Annotated in this window: 18 protein-coding genes; 11 read left to right on the top strand and 7 right to left on the bottom strand. The window is 41.4% G+C overall.

Annotated elements, in window-relative coordinates; genetic code table 11:
• Nucleotides 1–84 precede the first annotated feature (84 nt).
• The 8 genes from mce to scpA all read left to right on the top strand — a co-directional run bounded on the left by mce (nt 85) and on the right by scpA (nt 10,297).
• On the top strand, nt 85–498 hold the full coding sequence (gene mce, locus QTN47_RS14375; protein WP_369330090.1) for a methylmalonyl-CoA epimerase: 414 nt from the start codon (nt 85–87) through the stop codon (nt 496–498).
• A gap of 139 nt (nt 499–637) precedes the next feature.
• Nucleotides 638–2,200, top strand: coding sequence for an acyl-CoA carboxylase subunit beta (locus QTN47_RS14370; protein ID WP_369330089.1), 1,563 nt, complete (start codon nt 638–640; stop codon nt 2,198–2,200).
• Between the two features lie 10 nt (nt 2,201–2,210).
• Nucleotides 2,211–2,552, top strand: a complete 342-nt coding sequence (locus QTN47_RS14365; protein WP_369330088.1) for an OadG family transporter subunit — start codon at nt 2,211–2,213, stop codon at nt 2,550–2,552.
• 92 nt (nt 2,553–2,644) lie between these two features.
• Nucleotides 2,645–3,064, top strand: coding sequence for an acyl-CoA carboxylase biotin carboxyl carrier protein subunit (locus QTN47_RS14360; protein ID WP_369330087.1), 420 nt, complete (start codon nt 2,645–2,647; stop codon nt 3,062–3,064).
• A gap of 10 nt (nt 3,065–3,074) precedes the next feature.
• A complete protein-coding gene (locus tag QTN47_RS14355) occupies nt 3,075–4,334 on the top strand; it encodes a sodium ion-translocating decarboxylase subunit beta (protein WP_369330086.1) in 1,260 nt (419 codons plus the stop codon).
• Nucleotides 4,335–4,393: 59 nt separating this feature from the next.
• Nucleotides 4,394–5,686: an acetyl-CoA hydrolase/transferase family protein gene (locus QTN47_RS14350; RefSeq protein ID WP_369330085.1), complete on the top strand. Its 1,293-nt coding sequence runs from the start codon at nt 4,394–4,396 to the stop codon at nt 5,684–5,686.
• 45 nt (nt 5,687–5,731) lie between these two features.
• Nucleotides 5,732–7,543 carry a methylmalonyl-CoA mutase family protein gene (locus tag QTN47_RS14345; RefSeq protein WP_369330084.1) on the top strand — a complete coding sequence of 604 codons (1,812 nt, stop codon included), beginning with the start codon at nt 5,732–5,734 and terminating at the stop codon, nt 7,541–7,543.
• 621 nt (nt 7,544–8,164) lie between these two features.
• On the top strand, nt 8,165–10,297 hold the full coding sequence (gene scpA, locus QTN47_RS14340; RefSeq protein WP_369330083.1) for a methylmalonyl-CoA mutase: 2,133 nt from the start codon (nt 8,165–8,167) through the stop codon (nt 10,295–10,297).
• A gap of 293 nt (nt 10,298–10,590) precedes the next feature.
• Here scpA and QTN47_RS14335 read toward each other — a convergent pair whose 3' ends face one another.
• A complete protein-coding gene (locus QTN47_RS14335) occupies nt 10,591–12,315 on the bottom strand; it encodes a hypothetical protein (RefSeq protein WP_369330082.1) in 1,725 nt (574 codons plus the stop codon).
• Nucleotides 12,316–12,550: 235 nt separating this feature from the next.
• Entirely contained in the window at nt 12,551–12,670 is a 120-nt protein-coding gene (locus QTN47_RS14330; protein ID WP_369330081.1) for a 30S ribosomal protein THX, read from the bottom strand.
• A 233-nt stretch (nt 12,671–12,903) separates the two neighbouring features.
• Here QTN47_RS14330 and QTN47_RS14325 point away from each other — a divergent pair, with 233 nt between their 5' ends.
• On the top strand, nt 12,904–13,920 hold the full coding sequence (locus QTN47_RS14325; protein ID WP_369330080.1) for an SH3 domain-containing protein: 1,017 nt from the start codon (nt 12,904–12,906) through the stop codon (nt 13,918–13,920).
• Nucleotides 13,921–14,220: 300 nt separating this feature from the next.
• Here QTN47_RS14325 and QTN47_RS14320 read toward each other — a convergent pair whose 3' ends face one another.
• The 4 genes from QTN47_RS14320 to QTN47_RS14305 all read right to left on the bottom strand — a co-directional run bounded on the left by QTN47_RS14320 (nt 14,221) and on the right by QTN47_RS14305 (nt 16,345).
• On the bottom strand, nt 14,221–14,490 hold the full coding sequence (locus QTN47_RS14320) for an HU family DNA-binding protein (RefSeq protein WP_369330079.1): 270 nt from the start codon (nt 14,488–14,490) through the stop codon (nt 14,221–14,223).
• Nucleotides 14,491–14,517: 27 nt separating this feature from the next.
• The gene (locus QTN47_RS14315; protein ID WP_369330078.1) at nt 14,518–14,793 is read right to left on the bottom strand and encodes an HU family DNA-binding protein; all 276 of its coding nucleotides are present in this window, start codon (nt 14,791–14,793) and stop codon (nt 14,518–14,520) included.
• A 296-nt stretch (nt 14,794–15,089) separates the two neighbouring features.
• A complete protein-coding gene (locus QTN47_RS14310; RefSeq protein ID WP_369330077.1) occupies nt 15,090–15,395 on the bottom strand; it encodes a DUF4286 family protein in 306 nt (101 codons plus the stop codon).
• Between the two features lie 179 nt (nt 15,396–15,574).
• Nucleotides 15,575–16,345 carry an exodeoxyribonuclease III gene (locus tag QTN47_RS14305; protein WP_369330076.1) on the bottom strand — a complete coding sequence of 257 codons (771 nt, stop codon included), beginning with the start codon at nt 16,343–16,345 and terminating at the stop codon, nt 15,575–15,577.
• A 314-nt stretch (nt 16,346–16,659) separates the two neighbouring features.
• Between QTN47_RS14305 and QTN47_RS14300 the strand changes: the two genes are divergently transcribed.
• Together QTN47_RS14300 and QTN47_RS14295 are read left to right on the top strand one after the other, a co-directional pair.
• Nucleotides 16,660–17,403 carry an LOG family protein gene (locus tag QTN47_RS14300; RefSeq protein WP_369330075.1) on the top strand — a complete coding sequence of 248 codons (744 nt, stop codon included), beginning with the start codon at nt 16,660–16,662 and terminating at the stop codon, nt 17,401–17,403.
• A 154-nt stretch (nt 17,404–17,557) separates the two neighbouring features.
• A complete protein-coding gene (locus QTN47_RS14295) occupies nt 17,558–20,689 on the top strand; it encodes an AsmA family protein (RefSeq protein WP_369330074.1) in 3,132 nt (1,043 codons plus the stop codon).
• Between the two features lie 320 nt (nt 20,690–21,009).
• Here QTN47_RS14295 and QTN47_RS14290 read toward each other — a convergent pair whose 3' ends face one another.
• Nucleotides 21,010–22,146 carry a bile acid:sodium symporter family protein gene (locus tag QTN47_RS14290; protein ID WP_369330073.1) on the bottom strand — a complete coding sequence of 379 codons (1,137 nt, stop codon included), beginning with the start codon at nt 22,144–22,146 and terminating at the stop codon, nt 21,010–21,012.
• Between the last annotated feature and the right edge of the window lie 446 nt (nt 22,147–22,592).

Below are 22,592 nucleotides of genomic sequence, written 5' to 3'. Positions count from 1 at the left end.
AAAGATCAATCCAGGTACCCTGTCCGGGAAAAACAATAGACGGCATTCCACTATAATCATATTCCTAACTTAAAAAACTATAGGATGGAGTTACGATATATTGAACACATAGGCATAGCGGTACAGGATCTTTGCGCTGCAATCAGGTATTATGAAGACGTGCTTGGTCTCACCTGTTATTCGATAGAAGAAGTAACAGATCAAAAAGTTAAAACCGCATTTTTCAGAATAGGCCAAACTAAAATAGAGCTGCTGGAAAGTACTGCTCCGGATGGGCCAATCAGCAAATTCATTGAAAAGAAAGGAGAAGGTATTCATCACATTGCTTTTGCGGTTAAAAATATTGAAGGTCAACTTTCCGATGCTTCTTCGAAGGGCGTTCAGCTAATTGACACCAAGCCTCGTAAAGGAGCAGAAGGACTGGATATTGCCTTTCTTCACCCCAGGTCCACAATGGGCGTATTAACAGAGCTCTGCGAAAACAAGCGTCAGCATTGACAAGTGAGCAATAACATTTCAAAATGACGTTTTATTTCCTTGCCCGCATTTCTTCACACACACACACATTTCGGTCAGGCTTACAAGGATCATGAAACGTTGTTAAGTCAAACAATAGTCACTAAAACCCCGATAGATTATGGCATCAAATGTCGATAAGATTAAAGAACTCATTGCGAAGCGCCAGGAGGCCCGGCTTGGCGGTGGGATCAAGCGCATAGAAGCGCAGCATCAAAAAGGGAAACTTACAGCCCGTGAACGTATAGAACTGCTTTTGGATGAAGGTAGTTTTGAAGAATATGACATGTTTGTTACACACCGTACCAAATCCTTCGGCCTGGAAAATGAAAAGTATTACTCGGATGGTGTGGTAACGGGCCGTGGAACTATTGACGGTCGAATGATATATGTGTTTTCGCAGGATTTTACTGTATTTGGCGGCTCGCTTTCGGAAACCTTTGCGCAAAAGATCTGTAAGATCATTGATGAAGCAACTAAAGTGGGCGCACCTGTGATCGGCCTCAACGACTCAGGTGGTGCAAGGATACAGGAAGGCGTTAGGTCATTAGCCGGCTATGCAGAAATATTTCAGCGTAATATTATGGCTTCCGGAGTTGTTCCACAGATCAGTGCCATTTTCGGACCATGCGCAGGTGGTGCGGTTTATTCTCCTGCACTTACTGATTTTATTTTGATGACACAGAAGAACTCTTACATGTTTGTTACAGGTCCGAAAGTAGTACAAACAGTTACGGGGGAAGTAATTTCAACGGAGGATCTTGGTGGTCCGGAAGTTCATGCATCCAAATCAGGTGTATCGCATTTTCTTACCGACTCAGAAGAAGAAGGTATCTTGCTTATCCGCAAACTGATTGACTATCTTCCACAAAACAACCTTGAAGAACCTCCCATCATACGTAATGATGATCCGATTGACAGACTCGAAGACAAACTAAACGAAATAATTCCGGACAGTCCTAACAAACCTTATGATGTAAAGGATGTCATCCGGTACACCGTGGATAGTGCCGACTTCCTTGAGGTGCAGGCCAGTTATGCCAAGAATATCGTTATCGGTTTTGCAAGATACAACGGCAGGCCCGTTGGCGTCGTTGCCAATCAGCCGATGTTTCTTGCAGGTGTGTTAGACATAAATGCTTCACGAAAGGCGGCGCGCTTCGTCCGGTTCTGCGATGCATTTAATATTCCTATAGTAACGTTTGTAGATGTGCCTGGCTTCCTTCCCGGCAGTGCCCAGGAATACGGCGGCATTATCATCCATGGCGCCAAATTATTGTATGCTTTCGGAGAAGCAACGGTTCCTAAGATTACGATCACACTAAGGAAGTCTTATGGTGGCGCGCATGATGTAATGAGCTGTAAACAGTTGCGCGGCGATGTTAATTACGCGTGGCCTTCTGCAGAAATTGCTGTTATGGGCGCACGCGGCGCTATAGAAGTATTGGAAAGCCGGAACATTTCCAAGATTACCAACGAGGAGGAGCGCGTAAAGTATCTGCAGGAAAAAGAAACAGAATACCTGGAAAAATTTGCTAACCCTTACCAGGCTGCAAAGTATGGATTTATCGACGACATTATTGAACCACGCAATACCCGGTTCAGGATAATCCGTTCACTCGAAGCCCTGGCCAACAAAAAGCAATTAAATCCCCCAAAGAAACATTGTAATCTTCCCCTATAACAATTGTATAATGAATAACGACATTCAAGAAGGTATTATCATTCTGATCATCGGTATGGGCATTGTGTTCCTTGCACTTATTGTTCTGCAGCAGGTGTTTCAAAATATTCTGCCAGCGATCCTTTCAATAAAAATAAGCAGGACAACGGCCTCTAACGACAATACAAGCGCTGGTATTAAGCAACAATATAACAGTGCAGAGGAAATAACAGCCATATCTGCAGCGGTCCATATGTTTTTAGATGAAATGCACGATGAAGAAAATGCTATTCTCACAATCAATCAATCAGTTAAAAACTATTCACCCTGGAGTTCCAAAATTTATGGCAGCCACAATTTTATCAGGAGATAAATAAGCATTTAAGTGACAGTAAGAAAAGATCAGGGTTCTTCTGTCGCCATAAATTTTGAGGTCTGTTCATTGAAAACAAACGCAATGGTATCATGAAAAAATACAAGCTTAAAATAAACGGCAATAGCTATGAGGTAGATATAAAGGAAGCCTCAGGTAGCACAATTCAATTAGAAGTAAATGGATCTCCGTTCCAGGTGGAAATGGAAACGGAGGTCAAGACAACAAAAACGCCGACCCTTGTTCGCTACGAACCCAGGCCCTCACAAAAGATCGAGCCGCTAAGCGCCGGAAGTTCTGTAAAAAAAGTATTGTCACCACTTCCCGGGCTTATTCACGCTATAAAAGTGAAAGAGGGTGATACCGTAAAAAGTGGAGACACGCTAATGATTCTTGAGGCAATGAAAATGGAAAATAGTATCCTGGCTGAATCATCAGGTACAGTTCATTCTATTAAAGTTACACAGGGCGCAAGCGTATTGCAGGGCGACTTGTTGTTGGAAATTGTATAACTATCAAATTATGAAATCAATCTTTAAATACTTTGCAATAATCCTTTTGTTGTTTGTTGTTGGCGGATACTGTATGGCCCAGGTGATTGGTACTACGCCCGAATCGGTAAATAGTCATGAAGGGTTGCTTAGGGAAACATTGAGCGGACTTACCAAATTTTTGCAGTTCACCGGTTTTGCAAATGTTACAATAGGACATGTAGTGATGATAATAGTGGGACTCGTGTTTATCTGGCTTGCCATAAAGTATGATTATGAACCTTTGTTGCTGATCCCGATAGGAGTGGGTATTCTTATCGGCAATATTCCATTTGTTGCCGGTTACCAGGTTGGTGTATATGAACAAGGCTCTGTACTCAACTACCTGTACTTCGGTGTAATAAAGGGTATTTATCCGCCGCTCATCTTTCTTGGAATAGGATCAATGACAGATTTCTCCACACTCATCTCCAATCCTAAATTGATCTTATTAGGCGCCGCCGCACAATTAGGTGTGTTTGCAACATTTGCCGGTGCTATCTTGCTCGGGTTTACACTAAAGGAATCCGGTGCAATTGGTATCATAGGCGGCGCAGACGGCCCGACCGCTATTTTTCTTTCTTCGAAACTGGCGCCCTCATTCATTGGGCCAATTGCAATAGCTGCTTACTCATATATGGCGCTGGTGCCTATTATTCAGCCGCCTGTGATGAAAGCGCTAACAACTGCAAAAGAGAAACGGATTAAAATGAAGCCTCCGCGCGCAGTATCGAAACAGCAGAAAATTCTTTTTCCGATTATTGGCTTATTACTTACCTGTTTTATTTCTCCATCAGCATTACCGCTGCTTGGAATGTTATTCTTTGGCAACATCCTTAAAGAATCAGGACGTACTGAGCGACTTGCAGAGACGGCAAGAACAAAGCTGATTGATGTAGTCACTATTTTAATTGGTCTAACGGTTGGTGCTTCAACGCAGGCCGATGTATTTCTTACCTGGGGTTCCATGAAGATCTTCATCCTGGGTGCAGCTTCTTTTGTAGTTGCCAGTGCAGGCGGTGTTCTCTTTGCGAAGTTTATGAATCTCTTTTTGAAAGATGGCAACAAGATCAATCCGTTAATTGGCTCCGCAGGCGTATCTGCAGTGCCAGACAGCGCCCGCGTATCGCAAATGGTCGGATTGCAGTACGATAAAAACAATCACCTTTTAATGCACGCAATGGCGCCAAATGTTGCCGGTGTTATAGGCAGCGCTGTTGCGGCCGGTATTTTATTAAGCTTTTTGGGTTAAATAAGAATGCGGCGCTTAACAGTAATAGGTAAAGATTCATTAATTAAAACATCTATGCTATGTCAAAGTATATGTCCGCAGCAGATGCTGTTAAATTAATCAAGTCAAATGACAGGGTGCTTGTACAGGCCGCATGCGCCACGCCTGAAATATTGCTGAAGGCAATGGTAGAAAGAGCGTCTGAATTAAGGAATGTGCAGATCTTCCATTTACATACAGATGGCTATTGTGATTACGCAAAACCTGAATATAGCGAAAGCTTCAAGACCAATTGTTTTTTTATCGGCGCAAACATCAGAAAATATGTTCAGGCAGGAAGTGCGCAGTATATGCCTGTGTTTTTAAGTGACATACCAGTGCTTTTCAGAAACGGTTCATTGCCATTGGATGTAGTATTGGTACATGTATCACCACCTGATAAACATGGCTTTTGTACCCTGGGTACATCGGTCGATATTGTTGCCGGTGGTGTGGAAACTGCAAAAACGATCATTGCCCAGGTAAACCCGCAAATGCCAAGAACACTTGGAGACGGCATTATACATATCAGCCGGTTTGCTGCCTGCGTTGATGTGAACGTTCCATTGCACGAAATGTCTATGAGCACACCGAGCATGGAAGAAGGCATGATGGGACAACATATAGCGGCTATGATAGAAGATGGGTCCACTTTGCAGATGGGAATCGGTGGTATTCCCAATGCTGTATTATCCTATTTGGATAATCATAAAGACCTGGGTATTCATACTGAAATGTTCTCAGATGGTTTATTGCCGTTGATAGAAAAAGGTGTTGTAAACGGATCGAGAAAAATCGTTTGTCCGAATAAGATCGTCTCCGGCTTCGCTATGGGGTCAAGAAAGTTATACGATTTTCTGGATGATAATGCCAACGTGCAAATGATGGATATCTCATTCGTGAACGATACATCCGTCATCAGAAGAAATCCAAAAGTAGTTGGAATTAATTCGGCGTTGGAAGTTGATATAACCGGCCAGATCTGTGCAGATAGCATTGGCATTGCAATGTATTCAGGTGTTGGTGGTCAAATGGACTTTATGCGTGGTGCAGCGCTCTCCTGCGGTGGCAAGGCGATATCTGCATTGTCCTCTATGACACAGAAAGGCGTTTCCAAAATTGTTCCGATGCTAAAGCCGGGAGCCGGCGTAGTTACAACAAGAGCACATGCGCAGTATATCGTTACAGAATATGGAGTGGCTGAGCTTAAAGGTAAGAACCTGGCACAAAGAGCAAAGGCGATTATCAATGTAGCTCATCCTTCTGTTCGTGAAGAATTGGAAAAAGCTGCGTTTGAAAGGTTTGGCAGCGGATACTTTTCTTTCAACTGTTAACCCAAACCGAGAGTAAATATTTTTCACCGAGAAACACATCAGCATATGAATCTGCATAAACTATTTTCGGACTTTCCGAAAATACCAAAAGAAGAATGGAAGGCTAAAGCTACCGGGGATTTAAAAGGTAGTGACTTTAATAAAAAACTTGTCTGGAAAACAGATGAAGGATTTGACGTTCAGCCTTTTTACACGCCGGAAGATTTAGATGAAACAAAAATACTTAGCCGGCAGGATTTCTGTAAAGCTTCAGCCGGCGCATGGACGAGGTACGTAGAAGTTAACGTAACTGACATGATAAAGGCGAATGAAGAAGCGCATGAAATGCTGGAATTTGGTGCAAATGGTTTCTTGTTTCGTCTGAAAGACACTGAGCATATTGAGTTTGATCTGTTGTTAAACAATCTTGATCTGGCAGAAAACGAAGTGTCTTTTTCGTTGCCCGTTCCTTCTGTTACATTCACAAAGGCTTACTTCGATTATGTACGGAAAAAAGGAGTTGCTGCGTCAGCCCTCAAAGGATTTATTGAATCCGATATTCTCGGATGGGCATCGTTGGATAATACAAGAGCAGAAATTTGTGAGCTTGCGGAGGTGGTTCGGCTTTCCCTCAAATATCCCGGATTTAAGACAGTTGTTATTAAATCGCATGCATTTGCAAATGCAGGTTGCAATAGCACACAGGAGATCGCCTTTACTTTAAACAAGTTGATTGACTATATAGATCTTTTGTTAGACAAATGGCTTGTGCCAAAAGAACTGCTTGATAAAATACTTTTTCACATGGCTATTGGTGGTGATTACTTTTTTGAGATTGCAAAGCTTCGTGCCCTGAAATTGTTATTGGCCAGGATAGCGCCGTTGTATGCTGGTAATACATCCTGCATGAGGATTATGAGTTCAAATTCAATGTGGTCGAAATCTGCGCTCGATCCCAATGTGAATTTGCTCAGGAATACATCCGAGGCAATGTCTGCTGTACTCGGCGGTTGCGATGCATTGTTGGTTCAACCTCACGACAAACATTGCCGGACCGGCAATAAATTCAGTCAGCGGATCGCATTAAATATCTCCAATCTGTTAAAAGAAGAATCCTATTTCGATAAGGTAACAGATCCAACTTCAGGTTCTTATTACATCGAAAATCTTACGACACAGTTGGCGGAAAGTGCACTTGATCTTTTGCAGAAAATTGAAGACAAAGGTGGGTTTATTGCTTGTTACAATAGTGGGATCATTCAAGAGAAAATTTGTGAGATAAGAAATCAAAAGCAAAAAGATATAAGCTCCCGGAAGCGGGTATATGTAGGCAGCAATAAATTTCCTGATCCGGCGGAGACAGCGCCGCTAAACCTGCGCGGCAGACACAGTAGTAAACCTGGGAAATTAACATTGCCGCAGCAGCATGCAGCATATCAGTTTGAAGAGTTGAAAAACAGAACATTAATGCATTGGCAAAAGGCAGGATCTATTCCGGCAGTTTATATGGCTTGTTTCGGTGACCTTGCCATGCGAAAAACACGGTCAACTTTTGCCGGCGAATTCTTTGGCGTGGCTGGGTTTAAAGTGCTTGATGAGGTCTTCTTTGACAGCATTGATAAAGCTGTTGAAGAAAGCACAAAAAGCGAAGCTGATATTGTAGTGATGTGTTCTTCAGATGAAGCTTATGTTGCAGAAGGGACAAGGTTTGCAAAGAAATTTAGAAGTGCCTCTAAACATAAATTACTTGTTGTGGCGGGTTATCCGGAAACGGTTGTAGAACAGTTAAAAAATGCAGGGGTTGATGAATTCATTCATCTGCGGTCAAATGCCATTGAGGTTCTTGGCGCCTTTCAATGTAGATTGGGAATTACGTGAGAATCTATTGCAGATTATTGTTTTAAATGAGTTTGCTGTAGCCCATATAGGTATTGAATCATTTATGAAGATGTGTCCATAAGGGGCATTCTATAAGTGGCAATTCAGTGTCGTTTAATTAAGCAGACATCGTCAACTTTGGGAGATGTCTCCTTTCGTCAACATGATGATCCTGGCCAGCCAGAAACAGTAATTGAAAGAGTATTAATAGCAAGTACATAATAATGTGCAAGTCAGCAACCGCATCGTCACCTCGACTGGGAGATTTGGTTTGCCACAATCAAAAAAATAATGACAGTATACCCGGTGTCGATAGCCCGTAGGGCTTATAGCTTAATAGAAGTCCTAACATACAAGGTCCTTATTGTCCGTAGGACATTAACCCCGTTAAAATTGGTTAAAGCCCTAACGGGCTATGAGGTTCTCGATTCGATCATTTCTATTGAGCTTAATTCCCTACGGGAAAAATTGTGACTGTTATAAACTCTGTCATTGGCACGACAGGAGAGGTCTCCCGAATATTGGTCTTATTGTGATATTCTGTGGGCATTTGATATTGACAACTCTTGGCTAAATGCCATCGAAGTGATAATTAGTAATTCTCAGTAAAACAGAATGTATATGAAGCCAGATTTTTCAAAAGTAGATTTACATCATTATGCATCGACAAAGCACGCAGATCAAAATTCGAAAGAAGAGTGGCAGACTGCTGAACATATAGCAGTGAAGCAGGCATTTAATAAAACAGATCTGTGCCACGCGGAACATATTGGTTTCGCTGCCGGAATACCGCCCTATCTGCGTGGTCCATACTCAACCATGTATGTAATGCAGCCATGGACGATCAGGCAGTACGCTGGATTTTCTACAGCTACAGAATCCAATGCATTTTACCGGAGAAACCTGGCTGCAGGTCAAAAAGGCTTGTCTGTTGCGTTCGACCTTGCAACACACAGAGGTTACGATTCAGATCATCCGCGCGTTGTGGGCGATGTGGGTAAAGCTGGTGTTGCAATAGATTCTGTTTTGGATATGAAGATCTTGTTTGACCAGATTCCGTTGGATAAGATGTCCGTATCCATGACGATGAATGGAGCTGTTATTCCGATCATGGCATTTTATATTGTTGCTGCAGAAGAGCAGGGCGTGTCAATGGAAAAGCTCAGTGGAACGATCCAGAATGATATATTGAAGGAATTTATGGTGCGCAACACATATATCTATCCTCCGGCACCTTCAATGAAGATCATCAGTGATATATTCCGTTTTACAAGCAAGAACATGCCGAAGTTTAATTCTATCTCCATATCCGGCTATCACATGCAGGAAGCTGGAGCTACTGCTGATATTGAACTGGCATATACATTGGCTGACGGACTGGAATATTTAAGAACCGGAATTAAGGCGGGATTGTCGATAGATGAATTTGCGCCACGGCTGTCATTCTTTTGGGCAGTAGGCATGAATCATTTTATGGAGATTGCAAAGATGCGCGCCGGAAGAGTTTTATGGGCCAAACTGGTGAAGCAGTTCAATCCAAAGAATCCAAAATCAATGGCGCTGAGAACGCACTCGCAAACCTCTGGTTGGAGTCTTAGCGAACAGGATCCTTATAACAATGTGGCCCGTACTTGTATTGAAGCAATGGCTGCGGCTTGTGGTCATACACAGTCGCTACACACCAATGCGTTGGATGAAGCCATTGCGCTGCCAACTGATTTTTCTGCACGTATCGCGCGTAATACACAATTGTATCTGCAACACGAAACCAATATTTGCAAAGTGGTTGATCCATGGGGAGGATCTTATTATGTGGAGTATCTGACACAACAGCTTGTTGAAAAAGCGTGGAAACTTATTGAAGAGGTAGAAGATTTGGGAGGTATGACGAAAGCTATTGAAACAGGCATTCCTAAAATGCGTATTGAAGAAGCTGCGGCCAGAAAGCAGGGCCGGATAGATTCCGGCAAGGATGTTCTGGTTGGAGTAAACAAATATAAGGTGGATGAGAAGACGGATATTGAGGTATTGGAAGTGGACAATGCAGCGGTACGTAAAGAACAGATTGACAGATTGAATACACTTAAGGCGGAGCGTGATTGTAATGCAGCCAACAATGCGCTAACGGCTTTGACCGAATGTGCAAGGTCAGGCGATGGAAATTTACTGGAGCTTGCAGTAAACGCGGCGAGAGCGCGCGCAACACTGGGCGAAATATCAAATGCCATGGAAGAAGTATTTGGCAGACATAAAGCTGCCATTCGCACAATAGCTGGCGTATATTCATCTGAAACGGCCGGTAATAAAGAATTTGCCGATGTTTTGAAACTTACCAACAAGTTTGCGGAAGAGATAGGCAGGCGTCCCCGGATCATGATCGCTAAAATGGGGCAGGATGGACATGACAGAGGTGCCAAAGTAGTTGCTACATCTTTTGCAGATATGGGCTTTGATGTGGACATGGGGCCGTTATTCCAGACACCGGAAGAAGTTGCCAGGCAGGCCGCAGAGAACGATGTTGACTTTGTGGGCGCATCGTCACTTGCAGGCGGTCATAAAACGTTGATTCCGCAGCTTGTGAAGGAACTTAAAAAGATTGGCCGCGGAGATATTATTGTGTTTGCCGGCGGCGTAATTCCGCAACAGGATTATGACTATTTGTTTTCAAAAGGAGTTATAGCAGTATTTGGACCCGGCTCAAGAATTCCGGTTTGCGCAAAAACGATCCTTGAAAAATTAATGGTGTTAGCGTAAAGGTTCATAGTTAAAGAAGCAGCCGGCATGTAGATGTGTCGGCTGTTTTTGTTGAATTTAATAATAGTGTGAATTTATGCATTGCTGCAAATGATAAAGTAAGACCGCGAAGCGAGGAGGCTTAGCGGAGGGTTAATTACCTGGCTGCATTCCGCTGTACTGAGCTTCCGGGCTCTGCAGTCTTATTCTATCGCATCTGGCGATTTGTTATGAATAAGCATCATTAGAAACCACAGAGTAAAACCACGAAGACTGGAGACTTTACACGGCGTTTAGGTGGTTACAGGCACGTATCACCTCGCATGATAATCAACCACTACATCATTAATCAAATATTTCTTATCCTTATACGCTCCCTTGCCACCAGCTGGCGCTATAACAATTACTGCTGATCCCTTTGCAGGCAGTTTGATTTCTGCACTACCCTTTACATTTGTAACAGTAAAAGAGCGGGTTATTGTGTTGTACAGATCAACAGCATCGTCGCTGCTGGTTGTAATCGCAATAGTTTTTTCTTCATTATATGGATTGTAATAAAGGTAAGTAGGGTAAGCTTTATCCCTGAAAAAATCAGTAGCAAGTAAGTTTAGTTGTAAGATGCCTTCAACATTGGTATTGCGGATAATTCCGCCAAATATGCCTGCATGCGCACTGCCGTACACACTGAATTGCGTAACATCCGGATTTTTGCCCGGAACCCATTTGGGGCCATCTCCTTGCGCTACGGGCGCTGCGATATTTTTATACTCGTCAAATGTTGATTGCTTCACAATGCCTTCATATCCTATGACTCCTTTAGTGATCGACTTTAGTTGTGGAAGCGTTTGATGATCATCAGGCATGTATTGCGGATAAAACAATTTTGCAGCATTGGCTGCATTTAACATCCATTTTCCGATAGCGTTGGCATAAGATTGATCATACCTTACCAGCGGAACCAGCGGCCACGCAAGATCAAACGTGTTCATTAGAAAGCCATAACCGCCATGATCTACCGTGCTGCCAACAATGCCGGAAATATCCATTGCATTCCATCTGCCAACGAGTACGCCCCATCCTTCCCTGCATTTTGCTGTGCCATCAAATGTCCAGTCGAGCAACTTTTTTACATTAAGACTGTCATTTTTTTCTGCGTTAAGTCTTGCTGCAGTATACGCGCCAAATGGCATCAGTATTTCATAAAAAGTATTGTCCTTTTCTTTTAGCAAAGCAGTAAGTGCGTTATTGGCTGCTTTCAGATATTTTTCGTCGCCCCATTTTTTGTAAGCATTATATAACACGTACGCATGACCCGCTGCTGCATCCGGCTGTTTGCAGATCCAGTTAACTTTCGGCTTCAGGCTATCATAGTCGAAGAATGTATAATCATAATTTCCGTTTAAAACTGAATCGGCCTGGTAAAATTTGTCGGCGATACTTCTCGCGATGTAATCAAAATCTTTTTCGTTGGGATATTGATTGTACACGCCATAAAACAATACGTTTGGATAAACATCATACCACCAGTCCCTTCCATAGCCGCCGCCAAGCAAGGCAACCTGGGGGTTGGTATTGTTCATCATAATGTTCCATTTCGTTTCCCTGTTAAAATAATTTTTCAGCATGGCGACATAGTTCAAACCATGTTGATCTGTTTTGTTAATACCCACCAAAGAAGCCCCAAGTGCTCCACCCATTGCCGCTACGGATTCATGAAACATGCCTTTGTTATTTTTAGGGCCCTGCCTTGCATCACCCATTGCTGTATATAATGCCATTACCGGCTGATCAAAGTTCTTGCGGCTGCTGTCCCACCAAATCAACGGCCAGTATTGTCCTGTTTCATTAACGTTATACGCAATGCTGTCAAAAGATGTTGCCATGCTATGCCAGTCGATGATCTTTAATGGTTGAGGTATATCAGCCATTGAATCAACGGTTACAAGATGTTGTTGCGAAACCGGGTTGGGTTGCAACTGTTGGCGACATGATAAAAAAGAGAAGTAAAGCATTGCAAGCAGAATAGAACGAAACCTCATGTTAATCCGTTTTATGTGTTGGACAAAAAGGAGCTTATGGATAAGATACAAATCTTTGGCCAATGCAGACTGTGTTGCATTAAAAGTAATGCCTGATACTAAACGAAGATATTTTATAGATGACGGAGGAGTACGGAAGATAGTTATCAGGATTGAGTAGAAATAATCCTTTTATAAAAAGAAATACGGATCATTCCTAAGAACTGATCCGTACGTCAAGCTTTTGTATAATTAATTAAGCTTCTTTTTTTTCTGCAGCAGCTTTTTTAGCTTTTGAAGGTCTTGCTAAACGGCTTTTGCCAAAAGAACCTTTAAATATTTTACCTTTTTTGGTTTTTTTATCACCTCTTCCCATGACGTATTTTTTTAATAAATGAATAATTTGGTAGCTGCAAAAATGCAAAAAACTATTTACTTAAAAAAGTAAGAATGGTTTTTAGGCTACTTCGATGATTATAAATGCCATTTTTTGTCATCTTTTTAAAGTAAATCGGCTGGTTTCTTTGTTTCTAAATATTTTATGAATTTGGTATATATTCGTTATGGCTGAGGCACGGCGTCGAAAAATGATCGTCCTTAACCTGTGTTATGAAGCATTGTTTAAAATATTTAAGCATTTTATTGATTACCGGTCTTGTTTTCGCAACCGGTTCTTCTGCGATTGCACAACAGTATTACCGCGTGACAGTAGATGGATTAAATATCAGGAGTGGTCCCGGCAAGAATTACAATACCATCACAGTTGCACTAAAAGGAGATACCCTTGAAGCCATTCATGATTTAAAAGGATGGATGGAAGTGGTAGCCATTAAAAACAATACAAGGGGTTTTGTGGCTGCACAAATGATCGAGAAAATAGATGTAAAGGACAGACCTGGTAGTGGCGGTTTTTGGAGCTTTATTGGCAAGCTGTTTAAATGGTTGCTGATCATAATTGTTCTTTACTTCCTGTATAAATGGATCCGGGCAAAACTCGATAAGCCAACTCCACCGGTTAAAAAAACGGTAGCAACTGTTCCAATGCAAACGGAGCGTATTCCAACGGAGACAATTGTGAGTGAGAACGACCCTGTGCCACCGGTGGTGAATGCTGTCGAAGAACATATGCCGGATTATATTCCTCTTGCAGAGGGTGAAGACAAGGGCGACGCGTTTGAACAATTTATCATTAAGAAATTAAGTAAGAATCCATCTTTATCAATCAAACGCTGGCGATCGGATAAGTATGTGGAAGGAATATTTGCTCAGTCAAACAAGCATCCAGATTTTGAGATCATGTTTAGCGGCACTAAAAATGGCGAAAAAATAAATCGTGCGTTCGGACTTGAGTGCAAGTGGCGGCACTATTTTTTTAACGATAAAATTGAACTCGAATCTTCTCTGCTTAACAATTATAAACAATATGCTGAAGATGAAAATAAACCTGTCTATCTTGTTATAGGTGTGGGTGGAAAAGCTTCTGATCCCGAGACATTGTTTCTTGTTCCGCTAAAAGATGTGGAGAATAATAACCTTGACAGGGAATTTTTAATGCCATATAACTGTGGGGCGGATGATGAGTTTTATTATGATGCGGAGGGGGAGAAGCTTGAGTTAAGACAGTAAGAGAGTAAGATAGTAAGACCGTAAGACGTGTAAGATTATAAGATAGGTAAGAGAGATTGATGTGCTGTGGGTTGATTATATTCAGTAGAACTGATGAGTATTGAGCGCCATATCGACTAAATCGTGTGAAGTAGACAAGCGCAAAGAAAATGATAGATCATACTTGCAAAAGCTCTGTGGCACTCTGTGTCTTCTCCGGCTGTTTCTCTGTGTAACCAAAAAAATAATGTAAGTGGGAGAGAAATAAAAAAGCAGAAGCGTTATGCAACACTTCTGCTTTTTTGATATAATCCAAACTAGTTAGATTTTTTCAGACAGTTCTTTACCAGCTTTAAAGCGAGCAACTTTTTTCGCTTTAATTTTGATTGTTTCGCCGGTCTGAGGATTACGGCCAGTGCGTGCAGCACGTTTAGATACAGAGAAAGTACCGAAACCTACCAGCGTTACTTTACCACCACCTTTTAAAGTTTTAGTAACAGCTTCTACAAAAGAATCTAATGCAGCGTTAGCCTGTGTTTTAGTTACACCAGCATCATCCGCAAGTTTAGCTACCAATTCAGCTTTGTTCATGATTGTTCTATTTAAAATAATTAAAAACTATTTGTTTACAGTCTTTGCAAGATCTGCGCCAGCTTTAAATTTCGCTACTTTTTTTGCCGCAATTTTAATAGTTGCGCCTGTTTGTGGGTTACGTCCTGTACGTGCAGCTCTTTTGGTAACAGAAAAAGTACCAAAACCTACTAAAGTAACAGAATCACCTTTTTTCAAAGATTTTGCTACAGCAGTTGTAAAAGAATCTAATGTAGCGTTGGCCTGGGTTTTTGTGATGCCTGCATCTTCTGCAATTTTGGCAACCAATTCAGCTTTGTTCATAGTTATGATTTTTTGTTGTTAGTAAATCATAACAAATGTATTAGGTTTTACATATCAACAAAATAAATTTTGTTAAGTTTTTATATTGGGCATTTGCTGTACCTCGCACAGTGCAAGGGATTCAGCGTAAATGAACATATTGTGCAATTGCAAGAAAAAATCTTAAATCTTCTGAAACCCTTTGCTGTAAAGGATTTCAGAAGATTATATATTAAAATGCAGTGCTGTCGCGGGTTTAAAAGAAATATACAACAGTTTTTGCATTGGCCAACAACAATAAAAATAGATTTCCACAATCAATTCACAACCTCCATAATAGTGGCAAAATGCACGGTTTTATTGCCCCAGGCGGCCTTTTCCTGCTGTAAAAACCCCTGGTTGTACAGACTTATATACCGGTTATAATTGGCCTTGCTTTCTGCATAATATTGTATAGCATAGGTAATTCCTTCCCGGTCATCCAACTCCAGCAAGTGCAATAACTGATGCTTTACAAAGCAGCCGGTACCCAATATTTCGGGAATATAAATATCCTGCAGCCATTGTAGCCACAGTTCGTGTATAGATAAATCAACCTTTACGGTAACGTTGTAGATTAACATAAGATGAATTTTAGAAGCTCAAAGCGTAAAGCTTAAAGCCTAAAGCTAGTCACTTCTCCAGTTCAAAATGTAAAGCCATATAAGTAATTCTAAAGCTTACTTCTTAGTTTGCGCACAGTCTGGTTGCTTTAATTCTTCGCATGGTTTTAAGCTTTAGGCTTTGGGCTTTAAGCTTAAAACTATGCTTTCAGCTCTAAAAATACCGGGCAATGATCACTGTGCTTAATATCCGGATAGATCTCAGCGTCAACAATCTGCTTTTTCAGATTTTCGGTTACGGTTATATAATCAATACGCCATCCTTTATTTTGCAGGCGAACAGACGGAAAACGCTGGCTCCACCAACTGTAGCGGTGTAGCTCATCCGGCCTCACACAGCGGAACGTATCAACAAATCCGTTGGCCAGCATTTTGTCCAGCCATTCTCTTTCTTCCGGTAAGAAACCTGATGACTTTTTATTTCCTTTCGGATCATGTATATCAACTTCCTTGTGTGCAATGTTGTAATCACCGGTTACGATCAGTTTGGGCCTTGTTTTTCTAAGTACACTTAAATATTCCAGGAATTCATCCAGCCATTGGTATTTATAAGTTTGTCTTTCATCACCGCTTGTTCCGGAAGGGAAATAAGCATTAATAAGCGTAATATCTCCATAATCGGCCCTGATTACACGACCTTCGGCATCGCTCTGCATAATGCCATTCCCAAACTGCACATTGTCAGGCTTTATTTTTGTGAAAATGGCTACGCCACTATATCCTTTTTTTTCAGCTGAGAACCAGTAAGTCTCATACCCAAGGGCCTCAATTCTTGCATAATCCACATTGTCTTTATGCGCTTTTGTTTCCTGCAGACATATCACGTCAGCCGGATCTGTAGCCAGCCAATCAATAAAACCCTTGGTAATAGCAGCACGTAATCCGTTTACGTTGTATGAAATAACACGCATGGTTAATGTTTTAGCGGGTGCAAAATAAAGCTTAATGGAGTAAGGGCAAAGTGGTAAGTTAGCTTAAAGCCTAAAGCGTAAAGCTTAGAACTGGTCATACGTTGTAAGTTATACGTTATACGTTTTCCACATTATTGCCAACCTTCAGGGCACTAAGGTCACTAAGCAGCACAAAGAAGCTTACTTAGTGTCCCTTCGTGTTCTTTCTGTCTTGGTGGCAAAAGATCGCCGTGTTTCTCGGTGTCGCCCGTGCCTCCGTGGTTTTCAAAAAAAATTATTTCATCATTAACATAATTTGTATTGATTTTGCAGATATGGAAAAAGTGAAAAGTGTTCCTACCAGAATTATCCCTGCCAGAACGGATGTATCCCTCGAAGGGCCGAAACCCAGGATGTATGAGCTTACTTTTATGTGGCGTGTTGTAAAACAGTTTGTTAAGGGGTTCAGAACATTGCATTTTGTAGGACCATGTATTACCGTATTTGGTTCCGCACGGTTTAAGCCGGGACATCAATACTATGAAGCTGCGGTCGAGTTTGGAAAACGCATAGCTGCGATGGGAATGACAACAATGACAGGAGGTGGACCAGGAATAATGGAGGCGGCAAATAAAGGTGCTTTCGAGAACAATGGTATGTCTGTCGGTGTTAATATAGTGTTGCCTCACGAGCAGCATGCAAACCCGTATTTACATAAATCGCTCAATATCGATTTCTTTTTTGTAAGAAAAGTGTTGCTGGTAAAATATTCTTATGCTTTTATTATTATGCCCGGCGGGTTTGGTACGATGGATGAGTTTTTTGAAACATTAACGCTCGTGCAAACGCAGGTTATACAAGACTTTCCTATTGTGGTTTATGGAACGGAATACCATACTGAGCTGGTGGCGTACATGAACAGCCTTATAGAAAAGGGAACAATATCGGCTCAGGATATGAAACTTGTGTTAATTACGGATGATATGGATGATGCAATTAACCACATAAGCAAGTACATCTCCGGTAATTTTAAAGTAGGGCAGCGCAGGCGTTTTTGGTGGTTGTTTGAAAAGAAATGAGCTAGCGGTTGTTGTCTTTAAATTTGCTATTGCATAAAAGGAAGCAAAAACTTAAATTCAATCATCCGTAGCACATAAAAACGATTGATCTTCCCTATGATAACCCGTCCATTTAAATTGTTCAATACAGTTTTTTCAAGGCAGTTTACAGGTTATGAAAATTTCAGGTAGAAAAATTTTACGAAAGACACTTAAGACTTCAGGCATTGTAATAGGCAGTATTGTGTTGCTAATGTTTCTTCTGCCCATGATCTTCCCGGGCTTTGTTTCCAAAAAAATAAAATCGTGGGCGAACAATGCTATTACAAGTGAACTCAATTTTTCAAAAGCGAGGCTTTCATTCTTTAAACACTTTCCTTCGCTTACACTCACTTTGTATGATTTTACGCTGAAAGGATCTGCTCCTTACAGCCAGGATACACTGATCGCAGCAAAAGAAGTTGCGTTTGGCGTAGATCTTTCTACCGTGTTTAAGTCCAGCATCAATATAAATGAAATTTATCTTTCAAATGCTGCTATTCGGATCTTAGTGAATGATAAGGGACAGGCAAATTACAATGTGTATAAGTCGGATACAACGGCATCTGTCAATCCAAATGACAGCAGCAGCGCTTCTTTGAAAATTGAAAAGATCCAGATAGAAAAAAGTAAACTTTTTTACGACGATCAGTCGATACCTATATTGATCAGCGCAGACAATTTCAATTACACCGGTAAAGGCGATCTGTCAAAATCTGTATTTGATCTTTATTCAAAAATGGAGATTGGATCATTTGACCTGGTGTATGATTATACTCCATACATCATTTCGAAGAAAGTATCCGCAGATCTGGTCACTAAAATTAACACACATTCACTAGAGCTTCGCTTTGAAAAAAATGACTTGCTCATTAATACGCTTCCGGTTGCATTTAAAGGACAGTTCGACTTCCTGGAGAAGGGATATAATATGGATTTCAGGTTGATCTCGCGTACAACAAATCTTCATGATGTATTTACCGCATTGCCTCCCCAATACGCCGGATGGCTGGATAGCACTGATGTAAGAGGTAAAACGGAAATGGATGCATACCTGACTGGGAAATATATTGTTGAAGAAAACAAAATGCCTGATCTTGGATTTAATCTTAAAATACGTGACGGCTATATCGCAAACAATCATGCGCCTTCACCTGTCACGAATCTTTTCCTGAACTTCGACACAAAGCTGCCATCGTTAAGTCCCGATAGCTTATCGGTAAATATTGATTCTATATTTTTTAATATTGATAAAGATTATTTCAGTTCCATTATACAACTAAAAGGGTTAAATGAACCTTACATAAAGGCCGCCATCAGGGCTGATATGGATCTTGAAAAATGGAACAGGGCCTTTGGTGTCAAGTCCTTTGCAATAAAGGGAAAGTACAGGCTAAATTGTACTGCCGACGGAAAATATGCCAGGGGTGTGGTAAAAAGCGGTCTTCGTCAAGTGGACACCGTTATTACAAGTGTTCCCGTTTTTAAATTGACGTCATCTCTAACTGACGGCTACTTTAAATATGCATCACTTCCTCATGCCATAGATAAAATAAGTTTTGATATTAATGCATCATGTCCTGACAACAACATTCATCATGCATCTGTTGATATCGCCGATATCCAGGTAAAGGCTATTGATAATTTCTTAAAAGGTTTTGTGCATGTGAGCGGTGCGAAAGATTACCCGGTGAATGCCCAACTGCAATCAGTGATCGATCTTGCGAGTATTAAGCAGTTTTATCCTGTTGACAGTATTGATCTGAAAGGTGCACTGAACATCGACTTGGTAACGAAGGGATATTATAATCCTTCGAAAAAATTATTACCTGTCACAAGTGCAAAAATTGTTTTAAATGATGGCGCTGTGAAAACGAAATACTATCCAGCTCCAATAGATCAGATCCAGGTAGACGCGATGGTGAAAACAACAAAAGGTACAATGCAGGATCTTAATGTAAACATTAAGCCCATCTCATTTTCTTTTGAAGGACAGCCGTTCAGGCTAAGAGCAGACCTCAGTAATTTTGATAACCTGCGGTATGTTGTAACATCCCGTGGTATTATTGATCTCGGCAAGATATACAAGGTATTTGCTATAAATGGATACAATGTTGATGGCTATGTTAAAACCAATGTTTCCCTGGCAGGTACGCAGGCAGACGCAACTGCGGGACGTTACGATCAGTTGAATAATCATGGCACAATCGATGTGCGAAAGATTGCATTTACATCTGACTTGTTCCCAATGCCTTTTGTTATTTCGTCCGGCAATTTCCGTTTTGACCAGGATAAAATATGGATGAATAATTTTAATGCCAGCTACGGCAAAACAGCTGTTGTGTTGCAAGGATATCTTGAAAATATTCTTAATTACGCTACGAAAACAGACGCGCCGTTAAAAGGTACCTTTGATGTTAATACGAAATACTTTTTGGTGGATGAGTTTATGGCTTTTGCGGATAATTCATCAACAACCACTTCAAAACAAACTTCCACGCAGCCTTCTGGCGTTGTTATTATTCCTGCTAACTTGTCATTACAGCTTACAGCAAATGCGGACCGTGTTATGTATAGTGGCATCGAGCTAAAGAATTTTAAAGGTGGCGTTCTGGTCGATAGTGGCAAACTGAAATTGAATAAAACGGGTTTTACGTTGATTGATGCTCCTGTTTCGATGAATGCAACGTACCAGACGTTGTCTCCGAAAAAAGCAGTGTTCGACTACCATATTGATGCGCAGAATTTTGATGTTAAGAAAGCGTATAATGAAATACAATTGTTTCATGATATGGCGAGCTCCGCGGCTAATGCAGAGGGAATTGTTTCTCTAAATTATACGCTAAGCGGAAAGTTGGACGAAAACATGATGCCGGTTTATCCTTCATTAAAAGGCGGCGGTACCTTGTCTTTGCAAAAAGTAAAAGTAAAAGGACTTAAGTTATTTAGCGCTGTTAGTAAGGAAACGAACAGGGATAGTTTAAGCAATCCTGATCTTTCAAAAGTGGATATCAAGTCGACGATCTCGAATAATATTATCACCATAGAGCGGACAAAAATGCGCGTATTTGGCTTCCGCCCAAGATTTGAAGGGCAGGTAAGCTTTGATGGAAGATTGAACCTGAGCGGAAGAATAGGGTTACCACCGTTTGGTATATTCGGCATACCGTTTACGGTTTCAGGCACCCAGGAAAATCCGGTTGTAAAGTTGAAGAGAAGCAAAGAATCCGGTAAGCTGGAAGAGACGGAGGAAAAGAAGGAAGATTAATTGAATGGGTGAATGTGCAAATATGCAAATGAATAACGGCGAGTATTTAACCACAGAGTTAAAGGAGTTTGGTCACGGAGTTGCACAGGAGATTTTTTTTAGCCACTGAGGCACTGAAGCACAGAAAATGCAGGTGTTTATTACAGTGTACTAAATGCGCTATATAATATCCCATTAAAACTCAGTGCAACACTGTGAAAAAAACTCTGTGCAATCTGTGGTTTGATTTACGATAAAAAGCGATATCAGCCCGAAGGGACATCATTGTCAATTTTCAATTTTCCCCGCCTGAATGACGTCTGTCGGGCAGGAGTTGTCAATTAAATCGAGCTCTCGGTGGTTTTTAAAGCTTGTTCTTCAGATGCTACATCCTCGCCTGGCAGCCGGTTGTGCCACCAGCTTGCAAGTAGTGATCCGTTTACATTCATCATAGGTCCAAAAATTCCGGGTGCAAGTCCAACCGTTGCAAGCTTGCCCATGGTTAATGCAATGCCTGATGCAAGGCCTGCATTCTGCATACCGACTTCCAGGGCAATTGTCCTGCAATCTTTTTCAGAGAACTTCATCAACCGGCCGGACCAGTAGCCAAGGAAAAATCCTGCAACATTATGTAACAGCGTAGCAAGTATTAGCAGTGCGCCTACTTTGAGAAGACTATCCCTTCCTGCGGCAGTAATAACTACTATAATCAGCGCAATACCGGCCATTGAAAGTAAAGGCATTGCCGCATCAATCCATTTGAATTTTCCATGCAGGAAGTGGTTAAAAATAAGCCCTGCAGAAATAGGGAAGATGACAATTTTGGTGATGTCCCATAGCATTGTCCAGAAATGAACTTCAATAAAACTTCCTGCTAAAATTTTCATTAACAGCGGAGTAAGAAAAGGCGCGAGCAGTGTTGATACAGTTGTTACAGAAACAGACAATGCAAGGTTTGCTCTCGCCATATAACTCATAACATTTGATGCAAGACCGCTCGGGCAACAACCAACGAGAATAATGCCTGCAGCGATTTCTGGTGGAAAGCTAAAAATATTGGCCAGTGCAAATCCGATCAATGGCATAATGGTATAGTGACATATCACGCCGACAATAATCCCTCTGGGCATTTTTACAACCCGCACAAAATCCTGCAGACTCAATTCTGTTCCCATTCCAAACATAATAACCTGCAGCAGCGGAACGATCAGCAGAGATAATTTGAAGTCGCCAACCTTTAGAAAATGTTGGGGGTAATACATGGCCATACTAACAGCTGCCAGAATTACAACTGTATATGAAAAGCCTCTCAACAGATGATGACCGCGAAAGGCAATGGCAAGACTTACAAAAAATAACATGAGCAGCCAACCGCCTGCATTAGCGTAACCGGTAAAAAAAATAATACCATACGCAATGAGAAACATAGCCGCCAATGCGTAAAATATTGTGCTGTAAAAATGTTTGGAAAATTGCATGCAATCTAGGTTTTAGCAGTCAGCGGTTAGCTTTGAGCTTTGAGGTGTCAGGTATCAGGTATCAGGTGTTGGCAAATCTTGATCTTTAACCTTGTACCCTTTGCCTCACATCAAACATCTTACATCTTACACCGTACATCTTACATCTTACACCGTACATCCGACATCGTACATCTACCATCGTACATTTGAATGAAGCAATGGCCCGGCCAGGACCGAACCATTAACTTCATTCGTTTTGTCTACGTCCTTTTTAACCGCTCCAGCTTAGTTAACGGATCATAAACGATAAGTAATTTAACGAAAAGTGGTTTTGTGCCCAATTAATATTTGCATATAAGCCGGTTTCACGCAAAGCTCGCGAAGAAGCAGCGACGCAAAGAAACAGCCTTTTGTCCTTCAACGAGGCTTTGTGTCTTTGTGACAATAAAGTCTGTGTATCGCTG

Origin of the sequence: Danxiaibacter flavus, assembly GCF_041060425.1 — a bacterium.
GTDB classification, from domain to species: domain Bacteria; phylum Bacteroidota; class Bacteroidia; order Chitinophagales; family Chitinophagaceae; genus Danxiaibacter; species Danxiaibacter flavus.
Note: the sequence above shows the minus strand (reverse complement) of the source record. Positions and strands in the feature narration are given on the sequence as shown.